Origin of the sequence: Xanthomonas sp. WHRI 10204, from assembly GCF_040202875.1 — a bacterium.
GTDB lineage: Bacteria > Pseudomonadota > Gammaproteobacteria > Xanthomonadales > Xanthomonadaceae > Xanthomonas.
Window position 1 is genome coordinate 1,710,105 of the sequence record NZ_JBEGDW010000001.1, and the last position, 16,834, is coordinate 1,726,938.

The 16,834-nt window shown below is 64.0% G+C and carries 17 protein-coding genes and 2 other RNA genes; 9 read left to right on the forward strand and 10 right to left on the reverse strand.

The window, feature by feature from the left end; genetic code table 11:
* Positions 1-6: 6 nt before the first annotated feature.
* The 8 genes from ABQZ00_RS07430 to ABQZ00_RS07465 all read right to left on the reverse strand — a co-directional run bounded on the left by ABQZ00_RS07430 (position 7) and on the right by ABQZ00_RS07465 (position 8,172).
* Positions 7-1,272 (reverse strand): lipoprotein N-acyltransferase Lnb domain-containing protein, encoded by a 1,266-nt coding sequence (locus tag ABQZ00_RS07430; RefSeq protein WP_323537203.1) that lies wholly within the window; start codon positions 1,270-1,272, stop codon positions 7-9.
* Positions 1,269-2,147 (reverse strand): CorC family transporter, encoded by an 879-nt coding sequence (locus tag ABQZ00_RS07435; RefSeq protein ID WP_055852298.1) that lies wholly within the window; start codon positions 2,145-2,147, stop codon positions 1,269-1,271. The genes ABQZ00_RS07430 and ABQZ00_RS07435 overlap by 4 nt, the downstream gene beginning before the upstream one ends.
* Before the next feature lie 95 nt (positions 2,148-2,242).
* Positions 2,243-2,761, reverse strand: coding sequence for a hypothetical protein (locus tag ABQZ00_RS07440; protein WP_323537202.1), 519 nt, complete (start codon positions 2,759-2,761; stop codon positions 2,243-2,245).
* The gene (gene ybeY / locus ABQZ00_RS07445) at positions 2,761-3,246 is read right to left on the reverse strand and encodes an rRNA maturation RNase YbeY (protein WP_055851860.1); all 486 of its coding nucleotides are present in this window, start codon (positions 3,244-3,246) and stop codon (positions 2,761-2,763) included. The genes ABQZ00_RS07440 and ybeY overlap by 1 nt, the downstream gene beginning before the upstream one ends.
* 55 nt (positions 3,247-3,301) lie before the next feature.
* Positions 3,302-4,174, reverse strand: a complete 873-nt coding sequence (locus tag ABQZ00_RS07450) for a hypothetical protein (RefSeq protein ID WP_323537201.1) — start codon at positions 4,172-4,174, stop codon at positions 3,302-3,304.
* A 171-nt stretch (positions 4,175-4,345) separates the two neighbouring features.
* Entirely contained in the window at positions 4,346-5,332 is a 987-nt protein-coding gene (locus tag ABQZ00_RS07455) for a PhoH family protein (protein ID WP_323537438.1), read from the reverse strand.
* A 685-nt stretch (positions 5,333-6,017) separates the two neighbouring features.
* On the reverse strand, positions 6,018-7,487 hold the full coding sequence (gene miaB, locus ABQZ00_RS07460) for a tRNA (N6-isopentenyl adenosine(37)-C2)-methylthiotransferase MiaB (protein ID WP_323537200.1): 1,470 nt from the start codon (positions 7,485-7,487) through the stop codon (positions 6,018-6,020).
* A gap of 64 nt (positions 7,488-7,551) precedes the next feature.
* Entirely contained in the window at positions 7,552-8,172 is a 621-nt protein-coding gene (locus ABQZ00_RS07465) for a glutathione S-transferase family protein (RefSeq protein ID WP_323537199.1), read from the reverse strand.
* A 110-nt stretch (positions 8,173-8,282) separates the two neighbouring features.
* On the opposite strand from ABQZ00_RS07465, the gene ABQZ00_RS07470 reads away from it, so the two are divergent.
* The 9 genes from ABQZ00_RS07470 (at position 8,283) to ABQZ00_RS07510 (ending at position 15,798) form a co-directional block, all read left to right on the forward strand.
* A complete protein-coding gene (locus tag ABQZ00_RS07470) occupies positions 8,283-9,248 on the forward strand; it encodes a helix-turn-helix transcriptional regulator (RefSeq protein ID WP_323537198.1) in 966 nt (321 codons plus the stop codon).
* 49 nt (positions 9,249-9,297) lie between these two features.
* A complete protein-coding gene (locus ABQZ00_RS07475) occupies positions 9,298-10,287 on the forward strand; it encodes a lytic transglycosylase domain-containing protein (RefSeq protein ID WP_323537197.1) in 990 nt (329 codons plus the stop codon).
* 366 nt (positions 10,288-10,653) lie between these two features.
* On the forward strand, positions 10,654-11,298 hold the full coding sequence (gene petA, locus ABQZ00_RS07480; RefSeq protein WP_323537196.1) for a ubiquinol-cytochrome c reductase iron-sulfur subunit: 645 nt from the start codon (positions 10,654-10,656) through the stop codon (positions 11,296-11,298).
* Entirely contained in the window at positions 11,298-12,557 is a 1,260-nt protein-coding gene (locus ABQZ00_RS07485) for a cytochrome b (RefSeq protein WP_055851880.1), read from the forward strand. The genes petA and ABQZ00_RS07485 overlap by 1 nt, the downstream gene beginning before the upstream one ends.
* Positions 12,550-13,308 carry a cytochrome c1 gene (locus tag ABQZ00_RS07490; RefSeq protein ID WP_055851883.1) on the forward strand — a complete coding sequence of 253 codons (759 nt, stop codon included), beginning with the start codon at positions 12,550-12,552 and terminating at the stop codon, positions 13,306-13,308. The genes ABQZ00_RS07485 and ABQZ00_RS07490 overlap by 8 nt, the downstream gene beginning before the upstream one ends.
* Positions 13,309-14,066: 758 nt before the next feature.
* Complete coding sequence (locus tag ABQZ00_RS07495; protein WP_024939278.1) at positions 14,067-14,702, forward strand: glutathione S-transferase N-terminal domain-containing protein; 636 nt, start codon at positions 14,067-14,069, stop codon at positions 14,700-14,702.
* A 78-nt stretch (positions 14,703-14,780) separates the two neighbouring features.
* Positions 14,781-15,221, forward strand: coding sequence for a ClpXP protease specificity-enhancing factor (locus ABQZ00_RS07500; protein ID WP_115513199.1), 441 nt, complete (start codon positions 14,781-14,783; stop codon positions 15,219-15,221).
* Between the two features lie 31 nt (positions 15,222-15,252).
* Positions 15,253-15,627 (forward strand): hypothetical protein, encoded by a 375-nt coding sequence (locus ABQZ00_RS07505; protein WP_323537195.1) that lies wholly within the window; start codon positions 15,253-15,255, stop codon positions 15,625-15,627.
* Positions 15,628-15,721: 94 nt separating this feature from the next.
* Positions 15,722-15,798: non-coding RNA, sX9 sRNA (locus tag ABQZ00_RS07510), on the forward strand.
* A 78-nt stretch (positions 15,799-15,876) separates the two neighbouring features.
* On the opposite strand, the gene ABQZ00_RS07515 is transcribed toward ABQZ00_RS07510, so the two are convergent.
* Both ABQZ00_RS07515 and ABQZ00_RS07520 read right to left on the reverse strand, forming a co-directional pair.
* A complete protein-coding gene (locus ABQZ00_RS07515) occupies positions 15,877-16,257 on the reverse strand; it encodes a DUF3301 domain-containing protein (protein ID WP_055852311.1) in 381 nt (126 codons plus the stop codon).
* A gap of 257 nt (positions 16,258-16,514) precedes the next feature.
* Positions 16,515-16,590: non-coding RNA, sX9 sRNA (locus ABQZ00_RS07520), on the reverse strand.
* Between the last annotated feature and the right edge of the window lie 244 nt (positions 16,591-16,834).

Consider the following 16,834-nt stretch of genomic DNA (forward strand, 5'->3'; position numbering starts at 1 on the left):
CCTGGATCAGCGCTGACGCAGCGGCAAGTCGCGCGGCTGCAGAGCGATCGCGAGCGCGGCGTGGACCGGCAACAGCAGCATCACCCATTGCAGGTTGTATTGCGCCTGGAACGAGAGCCAGTGAATCACCATGGCCAGCAAGGCCCCTGCGGCCACCAACCAGCGCAGTCCATCGAACCAGCGTCCGGGCCGGCGACCACGCAGCAACTGTATGCCGCCGATCAACAGCAGCACGCACAGCGGATTGACCAGCAGCAGATTGCGGTTGGCCCAGGCGGACTGGTGCGCAGTAAAGCCCCACAGGTACACCAGCAGGCCGCCGCCGATGGCGCACAGCAACCAAAACGGCAGCGCAAGGCCGGCCAGTAAGCGTGGTTTGCGACGCAGTGCCAGCGCGCCGGCTGCAAGCGCCAGGCCAACCAGCAACCACGGCCACCAATGGCGTTGCTGGTCGGCAGGTTCCGGGGCGATGCGGTGCGGCAGCAGTACCTGCGTGGCTTGCACCAAGGGGCGGCCGGCGCTGTTGTGTACCTGGGTCAGGCTGTCGGCCAGCCGCATCGGTACGAACGCTTCTTCCCAACGCGACAGCGAGCGGTCTGCGTACGGCCCCAGCCCCAGGTCGAAGCCCAGCCACATCCACGGGGCAGGGGAGGCCAGGCGCACCGCTTCGCTGCGGAAGGTATTGCCGCGCGAGCGGCCAGCCAGCTGCGATTTCAAACCGCCGCCCATGGCACGGTCCAGCGTGTCGCGCACCATGGTGGCGCAGTTGGCTTCGAAGTAATCGTAGTGATAGCGGGCGTTTTCCGGCCGGCTGCGGACCGCCAGGCCATCGGCAAGCGCGCGCGCCTGCTCCGGCGGCAGATCCAGCCACTGCACGCTGACGCCGCGGCCAACGTCGCGGTACTGCGACAGGTCTTCTTCCAGCGGCAACGCCACCAGGTAATACATCATTTCGCCGCGGGTGAAGCGCGGCACGAAGTCCGGCTCGCTCGGGTCGAAGAAGCCGAAGTTGTACGAGGTTGCCCGCTGGGTGAGCGGGTCGACCACCACGATGGCGTCATGCCCGAAGCGCTCGAAGAACACTTCGCCCGGCTGCATGGTGACCACGCCGACGCGCGGTGGCGGTGTGCTAGCCGGGGCAGCAGCCTGCGTCACCTGGGCCGACACAAGCGGCGCCACCAGCAGCGTCAGCAGGAGCAGCGCCCAGGACGCGACCCATTGCCAGCCACCACGGCCGCATCGCACCGTGGCGTGACGGCGCGCGAGCTTCAAGCGTCGTCCTGCGGGTCGGGCGGCAGGATGGTGACGTGGAAGGCGTGCACACGGCGCGTGTCGGCCTTGGCCACGCGGAACGCAAACCTGCCCAAGGTCAACTCTTCGCCGGTCTCCGGCAGGTGCCCGATCGCATCGGTCACCAGCCCACCCACGGTGTCGTACTCGTCATCCGGGAATTCGGCGCCGAAGCGTTCGTTGAAGTCCTCGATCGGCGTCAGCGCATCGACCACGTAGCGGCCATCCGCCTGGATCGCGATCAGCGAATTCTCTTCTTCGGCATCGTCGTGTTCGTCGTCGATCTGGCCAACGATCTGCTCCAGCACGTCTTCAATGGTGACCACGCCGGCGACGCCGCCGTACTCGTCCACCACAATCGCCATGTGGTTGCGCGACAGGCGGAATTCCTTGAGCAGCACGTTGAGCTTCTTGGACTCGGGGATCAGCACCGCCGGGCGCAACAGCTCGCGCACATTGCCGGGCCCGTTATCGGCAACCACGCCGCGCAACAGGTCCTTGGCCAGCAGGATGCCGAGCACTTCGTCCTTGTTTTCGCCATGCACAGGGAAGCGCGAGTGGCCGGATTCGACCACCTGCTTCATCAGGTCGATGAAGCGCGCTTCCACCGGCAGCGACACCATTTGCGAGCGCGAAATCATCACGTCGCCCACGGTGAGCTCGGACACGGAAATCGCGCCTTCCATCATGCGCAGGGTGTCCGCGGCGATGAGACCGTCTTGTTCGGCGGTCCGCAGCAAGGCGACCAGTTCGTCGCGGGTATGGGGTTCGCCAGAGAAGGCCGCGCTCAGGCGTTCGAGCCAGCTGCGGCGTTTTTCGGGGTTTTCTGAGGTGTGGCTACTGTCGTCTTCGGACATCATGACGGGGAAGGGCACCCGGCAGACCAGGCGATAGGTCGCAGTCTAGCAGGAAGCCGGCAAGCCGCTGTGGATGCGCTGCCGGGCGCTGGGTTTTATGGCAGGTCCAGGCTGTAGCCGCAGCCGACCACGGTCTTGCCCGGATGCGATTTGACGTTGGTCACGCTGAGCACGACCGACTCGATCATCGCCTCACCGGTCTTCGGGTTGGTGGTGTCTTCGCTGACCAGCTCGCGGCCATACATGACCTTTTCGGCGTTATCCACGCCCAGTTCCAGGTCCAGCTGTTTGGCCAGCGGGCGCGGGTCGGGCAGGTCCAGGATCGCCATGACGCTGGCGCCGGAAAACGCGATATGCGTGGTGCTGTGGCCGAACACAGTGATTGGCGTGTTGAGCGTGTATTCGGTCATGAACAGGTTGGACTGGTCCAGCGGCGTCCAGCCCAGCGCGACTGCCTTGAGCGGGTCGGCCAGTACCGGCGTCAGGGCATTGAAGTCGCCAATACGCTGCCGGCATTCGATCAACGCCGGCAGGTCCGGGCGCACCGGGGTGGTCTGTGCCAGCACCGCTGACGGGCTCAGCAGCAAGCAGGTCAGGGCAAACCACGCGCGCATCAGCGCTCCCCCGCATACGGGTCGTCGATGCCCAGGTCTGCCAGGATTTCTCGCTCCAGTTGCTCCATGGCGTCGGCTTCCTTGTCGTCTTCGTGGTCCCAACCCAGCAGATGCAAGGTGCCATGCACGGTGAGATGCGCGTAATGCGACGCCAGCGATTTGCCCTGTTCGGCCGCCTCGCGTGCCACCACCGGCGCGCAGATCACCAGATCGCCGAGCAGCGGCATCTTGATGCCCTTGGGCAGGCCTTCGGGCAGTTCGGCCGGAAAGCTCAGCACGTTGGTGGCGTAGTCCTTGCCGCGATAGTGATGATTGAGCGAGCAGCCTTCCTTCTCGTCGACCACGCGCACCGCCAGGTCGGCCTCGCGGATGCGGCCCTTCAGCGCAGCGGCCACCCATTTGCGAAAACTTACCGCCGACGGCAGGCCGGCGCGCGGGAGCGCGTAACTGACGGCAACGTCGAGGCGGACGGGTCCTTTGGTCATGGGAGCACCAGCAAGTCAGATCAGACAGAGGTGACAGTATCGCGCGAGTGCTGCCTCACTGCGACTTCCAGTCACCGGCGCTGTAGGCGATTTCGATCACCTCGGCGGCGTTTACCAAATCTTCGATGCCAGCCTGCTTGGTCGACGTGTAGCAATTGAAGCCCAGATGCGCCTTGAGCTGGCGCGTCATGTCCACGGCGCCTTGCTCGGGCTTGGCCTTGGCGTCGAGGTGGATGGTCAGGTCCGCGCATCCGCCGATGTTGGTCACCTTCACTGCCGGTACGAGCGCACGTGCGGCCTGGTCGGCGAGCGCGTCAAAGTCGGGTTGCGCGATGGCTCGCTGCGCTGCCGATACCCGCACCTTGACGTAGTAGAGCTGCTTGTAGAACAGATAGCCTGTGGAAAGCAGCGGCATGCCGGACGACGACAAGTCCATGCTGAGTTTCAACTTTTCTCCAACGATTCGCTCGGCATCGGCAATGGCCGCAATCACCTGGGCATCTACCGCGCTGGCCGGGGTGTGAGTCGGGGCATCGTCGCTTGTCAAGATGAACCTGGTCTGGTCCAGCTCGTCAAGCCGTGAATAGGTGCCTTGCGTACGCGCCGCGGCAAGATCCTGGCGGAAGGCGGCCATGCCGTGCTTGATGGCTTCGGCTTGATCACGTTGCCCGGCCGGATACACGAAGACATCGATGTTCAATTCCGAATGGTCGGCCATCGTGTAATGAAACCCGGCGCCCGAAACCTTGGCGGCCGGGTTGTAGGAACTGCGGGCGAGCCTGAATGGGCCAATATTCCTCGGTGCGGCCAGATAACTGGTTTCGATGTAAGCGCGGGAGGATGCACCGGCATTCTCCGCTGCGGCTGGCAACGCAGCCGGCGCAAGACCCAATAGGCAGACAGAGAGCAAGACGCGATAGCCGACCATGCGCACTTCCTGTGCAGAGCGTTGTCCCAAGTGTAACGCTGTAGCGCTGCGGATTGGCGCGGGCAGATCCGCGCTACGGCGGCACGATGACCACGCCGAGAATTTCCGCAGTTTCTGGCTTGTCCTAAATTTGCACCAAGCCCCGCTTAGAAGGGCGCCATCGTTACACCGTCATGCCGCAGGTTCGGCAGGCTTTTCGACTAAGTCGCGCTTTTCATAAGCGTTGACAATACGTGCCACCAACGGATGCCGCACCACGTCGCGTGCTTCGAAGAACGTGAAGCTGGCGCCTTCCACCTCGTGCAGCACCTCGATCGCATCGCGCAGGCCGGATTTGACGTGCTTGGGCAGGTCGATCTGGGTCAAGTCGCCAGTGACCACGGCGGTGGAGCCGAAGCCCAGGCGTGTCAGGAACATTTTCATCTGTTCAATGGTGGTGTTCTGCGCCTCGTCCAGGATCACGTAGGCATCGTTGAGCGTGCGGCCGCGCATATAGGCCAGCGGGGCGATTTCGATGACGTTCTTTTCCAGCAGCTTGACCACCTTTTCCACACCCAGCATTTCGTACAGCGCGTCGTACAGCGGGCGCAGGTACGGGTCCACCTTCTGGCTGAGGTCGCCTGGCAGGAAGCCGAGCTTTTCGCCGGCTTCCACCGCTGGGCGCACCAGGATCAGCCGCTGCACGCGCGATTCGTTCAAGGCTTCCACCGCGCTGGCCACTGCCAGGAAGGTCTTGCCGGTGCCGGCCGGGCCGATGCCGAAATTGATGTCGTGCGTGGCGATCGCATGCAGGTACTTGGCCTGGTTGGCGCCGCGGCCGCGCACGGTGCCGCGCTTGACCTTGATCGCCACGTCCTGCGCCTGGTACGCACGGTCTGCCACATGCTCGACATTGGCATCGGTCAAGCGCAAGTGGATCGCATGGTTATCGAAGGTGGTCGAGGCGGCTTCGTCATACAACGCAGTCAACAACGTCTGCGCGGCGGTGATCGCCGGCTCCGGGCCGGTGATACGGAAGATATTGCCGCGGTTGGCGATCTCGACGCCAAGTTTGAGTTCGATCTGGCGCAGGTGCGCGTCGAACGGGCCGGCCAGATTGGCCAGGCGCTCGGTGTCGTCGGGTTCCAGGGTGAAATCGCGGTAGGCAGGTGAGTTCATGGTGGGGTCGGACAGCGCGCGTGCGGCGTCGGTAGGGCGGCAGATGAGGGTAGCGCGCAGCATGTGATCCCACCAACAAACCCGGTGGCGCCAGCGATGGCCGCTGCGCGCGCAGGCAGTTTTCCACAAGCGCTGTGGAGTCACGCATCACTAACCTGTGGATAGATTGCGTCAGCCTTACTGGCGCAAGGTCTGGGAGCTATGTGGTGAAAAAATCACCAGTGCCTGCGAGGTTGTCCACACGCGGTGTGGATCGAATTCGGCAAAGCCTGTGGGTAAGTGTCACGACGCCTTGTGCTGCAAGGTGTTGCAGCGGTGTGGTGAATTTTTGACCACTGCAGCGGATGCGGTGGAATGCTGCGTGCAGCGATGTCGCCGCGCTGCGACGCATCGCCGGATGCGCGAGTAGGTGGCGACATCGCCTCCGGCAACGCGGCTATGCATCTCGCGCATCGCCCACGAGAACGCTAAGCAGCGAATCCACTGCATGGAGGCGAAACAGAAGTCACGCGCGCCAGCACTTGCGCCGCCTAATCCAGCACACGCGCCAGCACGCAATGCGGCTGGCAGCTTGCATCGATCTTTCAGGTGTGCCGACACTGCATCACGCGTGCTGCGCACGCGCGATGTGTGTGCGCTGCAAAAGACTGTCTCGGCGCAGCGCCGCACAACTGCGGCGCGTATGTCAGCTGGCGCTGTCGTCCAGTTGGATGCGACCACGCAGCGAATTGCTCATCGCCTCGGTGATCAACACATCCACAAACTGCCCGATCAGACGCGGATTGCCTGGGAAATTCACCGGTCGCATGTTCTCGCTCTTGCCGGTCAGCTCGTTCGGATCGCGGCGCGATGGGCCTTCCACCAGCACCCGCTGCACGCTGCCGACCATGGACTGCGAGATGGTCGCCGCATGCGCGCTGATGTGTGCCTGCAAGCGCGCCAAACGCGCCTGCTTGACCGCATCGGGCGTGTCGTCTTCCAGGTCCGCAGCCGGCGTGCCGGGGCGACGCGAATACACGAACGAAAAGCTCTGATCGAAGCCGACGTCTTCGATCAATTTCATGGTCTTTTCAAAATCCGCTTCGGTCTCGCCGGGAAAGCCGACGATGAAGTCCGAGCTGATCGAAATATCCGGGCGCACCGCGCGCAACTTGCGGATCTTGGATTTGAATTCCAGCGCCGTGTAACCGCGCTTCATCGCCGACAGAATGCGGTCGCTGCCTGCCTGCACCGGCAGATGCAGATAGTTGGCCAGCTGCGGCACGTCGCGATACGCATCCACCAGCGAATCGGAAAACTCCAGCGGATGCGAGGTGGTGAAGCGGATGCGGCCAATGCCCTCGATCTGCGCGATGGTGCGGATCAACAGGCCCAGATCGGCGTACTGCGCTGCCTCGCCCGCATCGGCGCCATACGCACCGCGGTAGGCGTTGACGTTCTGGCCGAGCAGGTTGATCTCGCGCACGCCTTGCGCCGCCAGCTGTGCCACTTCCACCAGCACGTCCTCGAACGGGCGGCTGACTTCTTCGCCGCGCGTGTAGGGCACCACGCAGAACGAGCAGTACTTGGAGCAACCTTCCATGATCGACACGAATGCCGACGGACCATCGGCGCGCGGTTCTGGTAGGCGATCGAACTTCTCGATTTCCGGGAAGCTGATGTCCACTTGCGACTTGCCGGATTGGCGCCGAGCACGGATCAGTTCCGGCAGTCGATGCAAGGTCTGCGGCCCGAACACCAGATCCACATACGGCGCGCGCTTGACGATGGCTTCGCCTTCCTGCGAGGCCACGCAACCACCCACGCCGATGATCACCGGCGTGCCGCCGGCCTTGGCGCGGTTTTCCTTGAGCAAGCGCCAGCGGCCCAATTGGCTGAACACCTTTTCCTGCGCCTTCTCGCGAATGGAGCAGGTGTTGACCAGCACCACGTCGGCGTCTTCGGGGTTGTCGGTCAGCTCCAGCCCTTCGGACGCGGCAAGCACGTCGGCCATCTTGGCCGAGTCGTACTCGTTCATCTGGCAACCGTGAGTCTTGATGTACAGCTTGCCCCGCACCACGGCGGGTGCCGCAGGGCGGGCGACCGGCAACGGCAGCAGGGCAGGTGCGTCCACTGCGGTGGCCGCGGACAGATCGGAAACGGATGTCCCGGGCATGGCGCTTATTCCAGGCGGGTGAGATAGCCGGGCAGTTTACCCGCTCATGGCAGCGCTTGCGCTCCTAGCTTGCTGCCTGCGCGTCGACGCCGGTAGCGCGCGCGAATGCCGGGCGCTCGGTCATGCGTGCGATATAGGCGCGGGTCGGGGCCGGCGGGTCGATCATGCCGAATTGCACCATCCATGCCAATGCGCCGCCCCATAGCACGTCGGCTGCGCTGCAGCGCGTGCCCAGCAGGTAGTCGCCCTGCGCCAGCTGTGCGTAGACCACGCTCAGTACGGTGTCGGAGTCGGCATAGGGCGAGAGCGAGCGCGGTGGGGGCGAGCGCTTGAGCGCAAGGTCGACGATTGCCGGTTCGAATGCCGCGCCATAGAACGCCAACCAGCGCAGGTAGGCGCCGCGGTCGGCGTCGCCCGGCGCAGGCGACAGGCCGGCTTCCGGGTAGAGCTCGGCCAGGTACTGATAGATGGCGCCTTGTTCGGTGACCACGCTGTCGCCGTGCACGATCGTCGGGATCTTGCCCATCGGGTTGATCGCGAGGAACTCTGGCGCAAGCTGCTGCTCCTTTTCCAGATCGATGATCTGCAGACTGTAGCTGGCGCCCAGCTCTTCCAGCAGCACCAGGACACCGCGTGAGCGTGAGCGGGGATTGTGGAACAGGATGATGTGGCGGTCGGCGGACATGGTGGGTTCCTTGAGAGCAGCTGGTGGTGAGGGTGGTTTCGAGGTCATTGCTGATATGACGATCCTAAGGAGGCCTTGCGGACAGTTTCTGTCCGCAATACCGTCTCGCCATGGCTTCGACCGCTGCCCGTTTGTTGCGACTGCTTTCCTTACTGCAAGGTGGCCGCAGCTGGCCGGGCGCTGCACTGGCCGAGCGCCTGGAGGTGCACCCGCGCAGCCTGCGACGCGATATCGAGCGACTGCGCGAGCTTGGCTATCCGGTGCACGCGGCGCCGGGATCCGGTGGCGGTTACCGACTGGGGCAGGGTGCGGCGGCCTTGCCGCTGCTGTTCGAAGAAGAAGAGGCCCTGACCGTGGCGATCGCCCTACGCGCGGCAGCCCCGGCCATCGCCGGCATGGATGCGGCGGCGGCCCGGGTGCTGGCGAAGCTGGACCCGCTGCTGCCGCGCCGGAGCAGTCAACGCGCCAGCGCCGCACACGCTGCCATGGCGAGCATGCCGATTGCCGAGGCGGGCCCCCTGGTAGATGCGGCCTTGCTGGCGCAGCTTGCCGGCGCCTGCCGCGACCGCACCACGCTACGGCTGGACTATCGACGTCACTCCGGCGGGGCCATCATCCGCTGCGTCGAGCCAGCGCTGTTGGTCAACTACGGTCGGCGCTGGTACCTGCTGGCCTGGGATTGCGAACGCCAGGATTGGCGCACGCTGCGCGCAGATCGCATCGATCTGGCGGTCCTTACCGGGGCCCGGTTCGGCGCACGTGCGCTGCCGGAGGAGCCGCTGCAGTTGCTGCGCAAAGCCATCGGCGAAGCGCCGTTCCCCTGTCGGGTGAGGGTGCGCCTGCCCGGGACGCTGGAGGTGTTGGCCGCGCAGGTCCCACCCTGGCTGGGCGCGCTGGAGGCAGACGGGGCAGGCCATTGCTGGCTTGGGCTGGGCGCGCCGAGCATGCCGGCGCTTGCCGCCAATCTGCTATTGCTGGAGCTGCCATTCGAGGCGATTGCGCCGGACGCCCTGCGGCAACCGCTGGTCGATGCGCTGGATGCATTGCGGACACGACTGCACCGGCCGTCGGCCTGAGCATTGCCGCCTCTTGGCAAGCCCGGGGCAAGCTGGGACACTCCGCCGCATGAAGGGGATGTCAAGATTGCTGGGGATATTGCTTGTCACGTTGTCGGCTGCGCCGGTCAGCGCCGGCACGCTATACAAGTGCGTCAGCGGCGACGGCATCACCAGCTACCTGAGCAAGCGCCAGAGCGGCGCAACCTGTAGCGTCATCAGCAGCTATACCCCCGACCGCTCGGCCCGTCGTCCGCCATCTTCGCCTTCGCCTGTGTACCCGGCGTCGGCAGGGTCCAGCGGTTTGGCTCGTCCCATCGCCAGTATCGACAGTGGCGCGCCCGCTACGATCATCAGCCCGCCACCACGGCGCGCGGCCGAGGCCGCTGTGGCCGCGCCGGGTGCGCTGCCGGTGGCAGAGCGTGCGACATCGATCATGCCCGCCGCCGCGCCGGCTGCCGCGGTCAACCCGCGCCGCGTGGTCAGCGGGCAGGTCTATTCGTATATGAAGGACGGCGTGCGCCATTACACCAGCGCACGTCCGCGCCAGGTGGCCAGCATCGAAGGGCTGCGCACCATCCACTACAGCTTCATCGAGACCTGTTACGCCTGCGGCGCCAAGCCGGGCGTCAACTTCGGCGCAATCCGGCTCAACACTGCGGCCTACCAGCAGGAGATCGCGTCGGCGGCGCGCGAGTTCGGGGTCGAAGAGGCGATCGTGCGCGCCATCATCCATGCCGAGTCGGCCTATAACCCGCTGGCGCTCAGTCGCGCCGGTGCACAGGGACTGATGCAGTTGATGCCGGGTACCGCACGCCGCTTCGGCGTCAACGACGCCTATGACGCATCGCAAAATATTCGCGGTGGCGTGCAATACCTTTCGTGGTTGCTGAAGCGCTTCAATGGCGACCTCACCCTGGCAGCCGCGGGTTACAACGCCGGCGAGGGTGCCGTGGACCGCTACGGTGGCGTGCCGCCCTACAGCGAGACCCAGCGCTACGTGCAACGCGTCGGCCTGCTGGCCGGCCGCTATCGCGGTCAGAGCGCCACTGCCAACTGAGCAACGCGCTGCGCCCCGGCACTTGCAGATGCAGGCAGCGCTGAGGTGGTGACTCCATGAGGCCTTGCCGTTCGCATGGTCGCCAGTGCTGCACACGCGCAGCGATGCCTCCGCTGCCTCATCGCGCCCTCGCACCGATGCGTCGTCTGCGCGCACTGCGTCACAACCATCGCATGGGTTATCGCGGTTCGCAGGCACGACGACAGGCGACCGCGCACATCGGCCATTGCATCGCACATGCCCGACTGCGTACATTGCATTGTCTGTGCATTAAGCGTTCCGCTACACTGCGGTCGATTCATCGCGGCTGGACCCCCCGCCAGCCGTTGGCAGCCTCACGCTACCTAATTAAGATCGGAGAGCCGGATGGCCAACGATGGGGTTAACGCACCTGCTGATATCGGGCGTCGTCGGTTTTTGACCGCGACGACGGCCGTGGTCGGTGCGGTCGGAGCAGGATTTGTTGCAGTTCCATTCGTGAAGTCGTGGAATCCCAGTGCACGCGCCAAATTGGCAGGTGCACCGGTGACCGCCGACATCAGCGCCTTGCAGGAAGGGCAACGGCTGGTCCTGGAATGGCGCGGTCAGCCGATCTGGATCGTCAAGCGCTCCAAGGCGATGCTCGATGCATTGCCGTCGTTGGACGACCGGCTCAAGGACCCCAAGTCCGAGAACAAGGACCAACAGCCCGAGTACGTGCTGAAGAACCCCGAGTACCGCTCGATCAAGTCCGATATCTCGGTGCTGGTCGGGTTGTGCACGCATCTGGGGTGCTCACCGGAAATGGTGGCCGAAATCAGGCCCGAGCCCTACGACCCGCAGTGGAAGGGTGGCTACTTCTGCCCCTGCCACAAATCGCGTTTCGACATGTCCGGCCGCGTCTTCGACGGCGTGCCCGCACCGATCAATCTGCTGGTGCCCCCGCATCACTATGTGGACGACAACACCCTGGTGATCGGCGTCGATCCGGATGGTGCAGGTCCGGCGACCAAAAGCACGGGGGCTGCCTGATGAGCAATATCCTGGTTCGTACCGCCAACGGTGTGTTCGAGTGGGTCAACGAACGCGCGCCCGGGCTGATGCCCACGTACCGCAAGCACATCAGCGAGTACTACGCGCCGAAAAACTTCAACCTTTGGTACTACTTCGGCTCGCTGGCCATCGTGGTGCTGGTGAATCAGATCGTCACTGGCATCTTCCTGACGATGCACTACAAGACCAGCGCCGCCGAAGCATTCGCGTCGGTCGAATACATCATGCGCGACGTGGAGTGGGGCTGGCTGATCCGCTACATGCACAGCACCGGCGCCTCGCTGTTCTTCATCGTGGTGTATCTGCACATGTTCCGCGGGTTGATGTACGGCAGTTACCAGAAGCCGCGCGAGCTGGTGTGGATTCTGGGCATGCTGATCTACCTGGTGCTGATGGCCGAAGCCTTCATGGGCTATGTGCTGCCGTGGGGGCAGATGTCGTTCTGGGGCGCCAAGGTCATCATCTCGTTGTTCGGCGCCATCCCGGTGATCGGCAACGGGCTGACGGAGTGGATCATGGGCGATTACCTGCCCGGCGATGCCACCCTCAACCGCTTCTTCGCGCTGCACGTGATCGCACTGCCGCTGGTGCTGTTGCTGCTGATCGTGCTGCACATCGGCGCGCTGCACGAAGTGGGCTCCAACAATCCCGACGGCGTGGATATCAAGAAGGGGCCGAAGGGCAATCGCTGGGATGCGCACAAGCCCGCCGATGGCATCCCGTTCCACCCGTATTACACGGTGAAAGATCTGGTTGGCGTCGGCTTTTTGCTGCTAATTGCTGCCTTCATCATCTTCTTCGCGCCAGCGTTCGGCGGCCTGTTTCTGGAGCACGACAACTTTACCGAGGCCAATCGGCTGGTAACGCCGGAGCACATCAAGCCGGTCTGGTACTACACGCCGTACTACGCGATGTTGCGCGTGATACCGAACAAGCTCGGCGGTGTGCTGGTGATGTTCTCGGCGATCGCCATCTTGTTCCTGGTGCCGTGGCTGGATCGCGCCAAGGTGCGCTCTGTGCGCTATCGCGGCTGGATCTCGAAGGTGGCGCTGGGCGTGCTGGTGGTGTGCTTTGTGTGGTTGGGCGTGATCGGCTCCGGCCCGGGCACCGATGCGCACGAAACCTATGTGGGGCGTGTGCTTACCTTCCTGTACTTCGCCTTCTTCATCACCATGCCGGTGTGGACGCGGCTGGACAAGACCAAGCCGGTACCGGAGCGGGTGACGACCCATGACTAAGCGCATCGTGATGTCATGGAAGTCGCGCGTGGCGGCACTGCTGTGTGGCCTGACCCTGGCCGCAGGCGCAATGGCGGCCGAAGGCGGGAAGGTGCAGCAGGCGGGCAACGATCTGGGCGACCGCGCATCGCTGCAACGCGGCGCGCAGTTGTTCATGAACTACTGCTCCGGCTGCCACTCGTTGAAGTACCTGCGCTACTCGCGCATGGCCAGCGACCTGGGATTGAGCGAAGCCGAGGTCATGGCCAATCTCAACTTCACCGGGGCCAAGGTCGGTGAGCATATCGAAGGCACCATGCCGCACGATGCGGCGACCAAGTGGTTCGGCAAGGCACCGCCGGATCTGACCTTGATCGCGCGCGTACGCGGTACCGACTGGGTGTACACCTACCTCAAGTCGTTTTATCTGGATCAGACCCGTCCGCTGGGATGGAACAACCAATTGTTCCCCAACGCGTCCATGCCCAATCCGCTGTGGGAGCTGCAAGGCCTGCAGCAGGCGCAATTCGGCCCGCCCGACAAAGCCACCGGCGACAAACCGGTGGAGGCGCTGAAGCTTGGGCAGCCGGGACGTCAGACGCCGGTGGAGTTCGACCAGACCGTGCGCGATATCGCCAACTTCCTCGAGTACGCCGGCGAACCGGCCGCACTGAAGCGGCAGAGCATGGGTGTGTGGGTGATCCTGTTCCTGGCGCTCCTCACCTTCATCGCGTACTTGTTGAAGACGGAATACTGGAAGGATGTGCATTGAGACTTGAGGGACGTGCGTTGATCGGGGCGTAATCTCCGATTAATGCCTGCCTGCACCAAGCGCATGCCTCAAGCACGTACCAAGCAAAGGCACCAAGCTGCGGACGTCAAGCGCAGACACTGACCTACATGCTCAAGCCCCTCTCCCCACGGGAGAGGGGTTGGGGTGAGGGTCGGCTGGCGAGTGATGCATGCACGACCGATCAATCGTTGCTGGCACGATGATGCTGACCTCGATCACGCGCGCAGATCTGCGCGGATGCAACGCGCACTGCAGGCATTCCGCAATGCGTCAGCCTGCTCACGACAGCGAAAGCACACCCCGGCAATAGCAGCCGCATACACCACGCGATCTGCGCAACCTGCGCGACGCTGCAGCGGCGTCAGCCAGTGGTCACACCAAGCCATACAGCTCAGCGGTTCTGCCAATGCAACGTTGGCCGCTGCGGCGCGATGCCCTGCGGGGCGCAGGCTTCACGAAGTGGCATCCAGGTGGGGGCATCGACTGCAATGCCACGCATCTGCTGTTGTCGGCGCCTGAACCGCATCGCCGCAAAGTGAGATCTCCGCCAAAACGGCGCAAATCGTCTGCCATGCCTGACAACTCGACAACGTCATCGGCTACCCGTGCATTAATAAGGCCTATCACTCTTGGCTTTTGCGTGACGTGATTGCACACTCGAAGGACCGTGGTGACGGTCGGCGTTGGGCCGACCGCGCCGATGCGGCCGGCGGATTCCGGTCGTCGGAGAGCCTTGAATGGCGACGAGTGTGCGTATGCGGAATACCTTGACTTTGTTTTCGTCCAACGACGACGTGTTGTGCCACCGGGTCCGTCTGGTCCTGGCAGCGAAAGGGGTGACCTACGACCTGGTGCCGGTCGACCCGCAAAATCCCCCCGAAGATCTGATCGATCTCAATCCCTATCATTCGGTGCCGACGCTGGTCGAACGCGACCTGGTGCTGTATGCCGCATCGGTGGTCAGCGAATATCTGGACGAGCGCTATCCGCATCCGCCGCTGATGCCGGTCGACCCGCTGTCGCGCGCGCGCCTGCGTCTTGCGATGTTGCGTATCGAACACGACTGGGTGCCGCAGGTGCAGGCGATCCAGCTCGGCAACAAGACCCAGGCCGAAGCCGGCCGCAAGCGGCTGAAAGAACTGCTCACCGCATCGGTGCCGCTGTTCAAGGCCAGCAAGTTCTTCCTTAATCCGGAAATGAGTCTGGCCGATTGCGCGATGGCGCCGATCATCTGGCGACTGGATGCATTGGAGATCGGTCTGCCCAAGGATGGCAAGGCGATCGAGGACTACGGCAACCGGATCTTCCGCAATCCCGGTTTCATTCGCAGCCTCACCGATCAGGAAAAGAAGCTGCGTGATTTGCCGGGCTGATGTGACGGCTGTATGCCAACAGACCGACTTGCGAGCGCGTCGCCGCCGTTGCGGGCCATGTCCGGGTAAAATGACGTCATGAGCGAAGATTTCCCCCGCATGACCAGCCATCGCCCGTACCTGTTGCGGGCCTTGGTCGAATGGATCAACGACAACGGCATGACGCCGCACGTTTTGGTGGATGCAGGACTGCCCGGCGTGCAAGTGCCGGCCAGTGCTGTCAAAGATGGCCGCGTTGTGTTGAACATCGCCGAGCGCGCCGTGGTCGGGTTGCAGGTCGACAACGAGAGCGTGAGCTTTACTGCGCGCTTCGGCGGCGTCAGCTACCCGGTGATGGTGCCGATGGCCGCCGTACTGGCGGTCTACGCGCGCGAAACCGGGCAGGGCATGGCGTTGCCGGACGACATTCCCGGCACCAGCAGCGAGCCGCCGGATCCCGGTGCTCCGCCGCCGAGCGCGCCTGCGCCGGATGAGCCGCCAAGCGGTGGCAAGCGCCCGCATCTGCGCGTGGTCAAGTAGCACGCGCAAGATGACTGACCGCAGCGTTCCCATGCTGGTGGAACGCGCGCGTCATGTCGATTGCAGTGAGCCGGATGCGTCCGGCGCGGTCGATTACCACTACGAGTACGACCTCTATCGCTTCACACAAGGCGCGCGCTGTCTTGTGGCGCGCAGCTATGTCGATACGCCCGATGAGGCGCACTTTCTCAGCATCGAAGTGGGTGGCAAGTCGCGGCTGTTGAAGCGGGCGGACATGCAGCATCCGCTCTGCCTGTTCGCGCAGGCACAGTTGCGCCGCGAGGGTAAGCAGCAGCTACGTTGGTTGAGCGGCAGGGGCGACGGTTACGACCCGGTGCCGGATGGCGCGGCAGCTCCGATGGCCGGATCTGGCTGGAGGTCTGCCATTCGTCGCCTGATGGACTGAGCCAAGGACAACGCACGACGACAGTCGCGACGAATAGCGCCTAACAACGTGCTGCGCTCGTCGCCGAGCGGGCGCGGCCGGCGTTCGGTAGGGAAGGGACCAACCGTCCACTCCGGTTCTGAGCGCGCCGTCCGCACCCACCTGACGACTGCTCGCGAGGTTGCGTTAGCCGCTATACGCTGGCATCAGGCATCAAGCATCAGGTAGCTGCAAGACGAAGGCGCCAGGGCAGGTGCCAACGCAGCCTGCTCATTCCAGCCGTTCTTGCTCCGGGTGCAGCGCACGCACCGTTGCGACCTGCGGCCCCGTGAAGGCAATCAATTGATCACCACGCAGCACCAGTTTGCCGCTGTGCCGATCTGCGCCATCGTAGGAATACTCGAAGCGGAACGTGCGCTCGAAGCCCAGCCATCCATTGGGCATCCTGCAGATGCGCAGATTGGTGGAGTGCACGCTCTGGTCCAGCCACTGCACATCCGCAGCGCGGCAGGCATTGCGGCCGAGGATATCGGCGCGTTCGGCTGCGGCCCGCGACGAGTTCCAGAACGCGAACAGTGCGGCGCCGGCAATCATGAAGAGGATGAGGCTGGGCATGCCGCCAATGTGCCACGGCTTGCGGCCGATCGACAATCGTCCGCTCGGCCCGCAGCGTTGCGTCAGCGACGCCACCATCGCCAAGTAACCGGCGGTGCTCCCAATCCCGCATCCCGCAGTCCGGCCCAAGCCATGCCGCACCAGGAGCTGCTATCAGAACGTAGCGACCTGCTGAGAAGCGGACGCGGACGGGTACACGGGCACCAGAGTGCAAGCGCGGTACATAAAAGCCCGAGCACCGGCCGCGCCCGTCGGGTGCTCGCGCTTTAGCCTTGCTTGCTCGCACCAAGAGCGGCCAGCACAACGTAGCGAGCAACCGCGAAGCGGACGTGGACGGTACTTTGGCACCAGAGTGCAAGCGCGATACACAAGAGTCCGAGCACCGGCCGCGCCCGTCGGGTGCTCGCGCTTTAGCCTTGCTTGCTTGCACCAAGAGCGGCCAGCACAACATAGCGAGCAACCGCGAAGCGGACGTGGACGTTACACGGGCACCAGAGTGCAAGCGTGGTAAACAGGATTCCGGGCACCGAGCGTGCCCGCCTGGCGGCTGCACCGGTTTGATGGACGCGGCCTAGTCTTGTCTAGTCGCTCTAAATCGTTCACTGCCACCGCC

Excerpts from the sequence above, each read along its gene's own strand:
- ABQZ00_RS07435 (WP_055852298.1), bottom strand. The coding sequence starts at position 2,147 with ATGTCCGAAGACGACAGTAGCCACACCTCAGAAAACCCCGAAAAACGC.
- ABQZ00_RS07440 (WP_323537202.1), bottom strand. The coding sequence starts at position 2,761 with ATGCGCGCGTGGTTTGCCCTGACCTGCTTGCTGCTGAGCCCGTCAGCG.
- ybeY (WP_055851860.1), bottom strand. The coding sequence starts at position 3,246 with ATGACCAAAGGACCCGTCCGCCTCGACGTTGCCGTCAGTTACGCGCTC.
- ABQZ00_RS07450 (WP_323537201.1), bottom strand. The coding sequence starts at position 4,174 with ATGGTCGGCTATCGCGTCTTGCTCTCTGTCTGCCTATTGGGTCTTGCG.
- ABQZ00_RS07455 (WP_323537438.1), bottom strand. The coding sequence starts at position 5,332 with ATGAACTCACCTGCCTACCGCGATTTCACCCTGGAACCCGACGACACC.
- miaB (WP_323537200.1), bottom strand. The coding sequence starts at position 7,487 with ATGCCCGGGACATCCGTTTCCGATCTGTCCGCGGCCACCGCAGTGGAC.
- ABQZ00_RS07465 (WP_323537199.1), bottom strand. The coding sequence starts at position 8,172 with ATGTCCGCCGACCGCCACATCATCCTGTTCCACAATCCCCGCTCACGC.
- ABQZ00_RS07470 (WP_323537198.1), top strand. The coding sequence starts at position 8,283 with ATGGCTTCGACCGCTGCCCGTTTGTTGCGACTGCTTTCCTTACTGCAA.
- ABQZ00_RS07475 (WP_323537197.1), top strand. The coding sequence starts at position 9,298 with ATGAAGGGGATGTCAAGATTGCTGGGGATATTGCTTGTCACGTTGTCG.
- petA (WP_323537196.1), top strand. The coding sequence starts at position 10,654 with ATGGCCAACGATGGGGTTAACGCACCTGCTGATATCGGGCGTCGTCGG.
- ABQZ00_RS07485 (WP_055851880.1), top strand. The coding sequence starts at position 11,298 with ATGAGCAATATCCTGGTTCGTACCGCCAACGGTGTGTTCGAGTGGGTC.
- ABQZ00_RS07490 (WP_055851883.1), top strand. The coding sequence starts at position 12,550 with ATGACTAAGCGCATCGTGATGTCATGGAAGTCGCGCGTGGCGGCACTG.
- ABQZ00_RS07495 (WP_024939278.1), top strand. The coding sequence starts at position 14,067 with ATGGCGACGAGTGTGCGTATGCGGAATACCTTGACTTTGTTTTCGTCC.
- ABQZ00_RS07500 (WP_115513199.1), top strand. The coding sequence starts at position 14,781 with ATGAGCGAAGATTTCCCCCGCATGACCAGCCATCGCCCGTACCTGTTG.
- ABQZ00_RS07505 (WP_323537195.1), top strand. The coding sequence starts at position 15,253 with ATGCTGGTGGAACGCGCGCGTCATGTCGATTGCAGTGAGCCGGATGCG.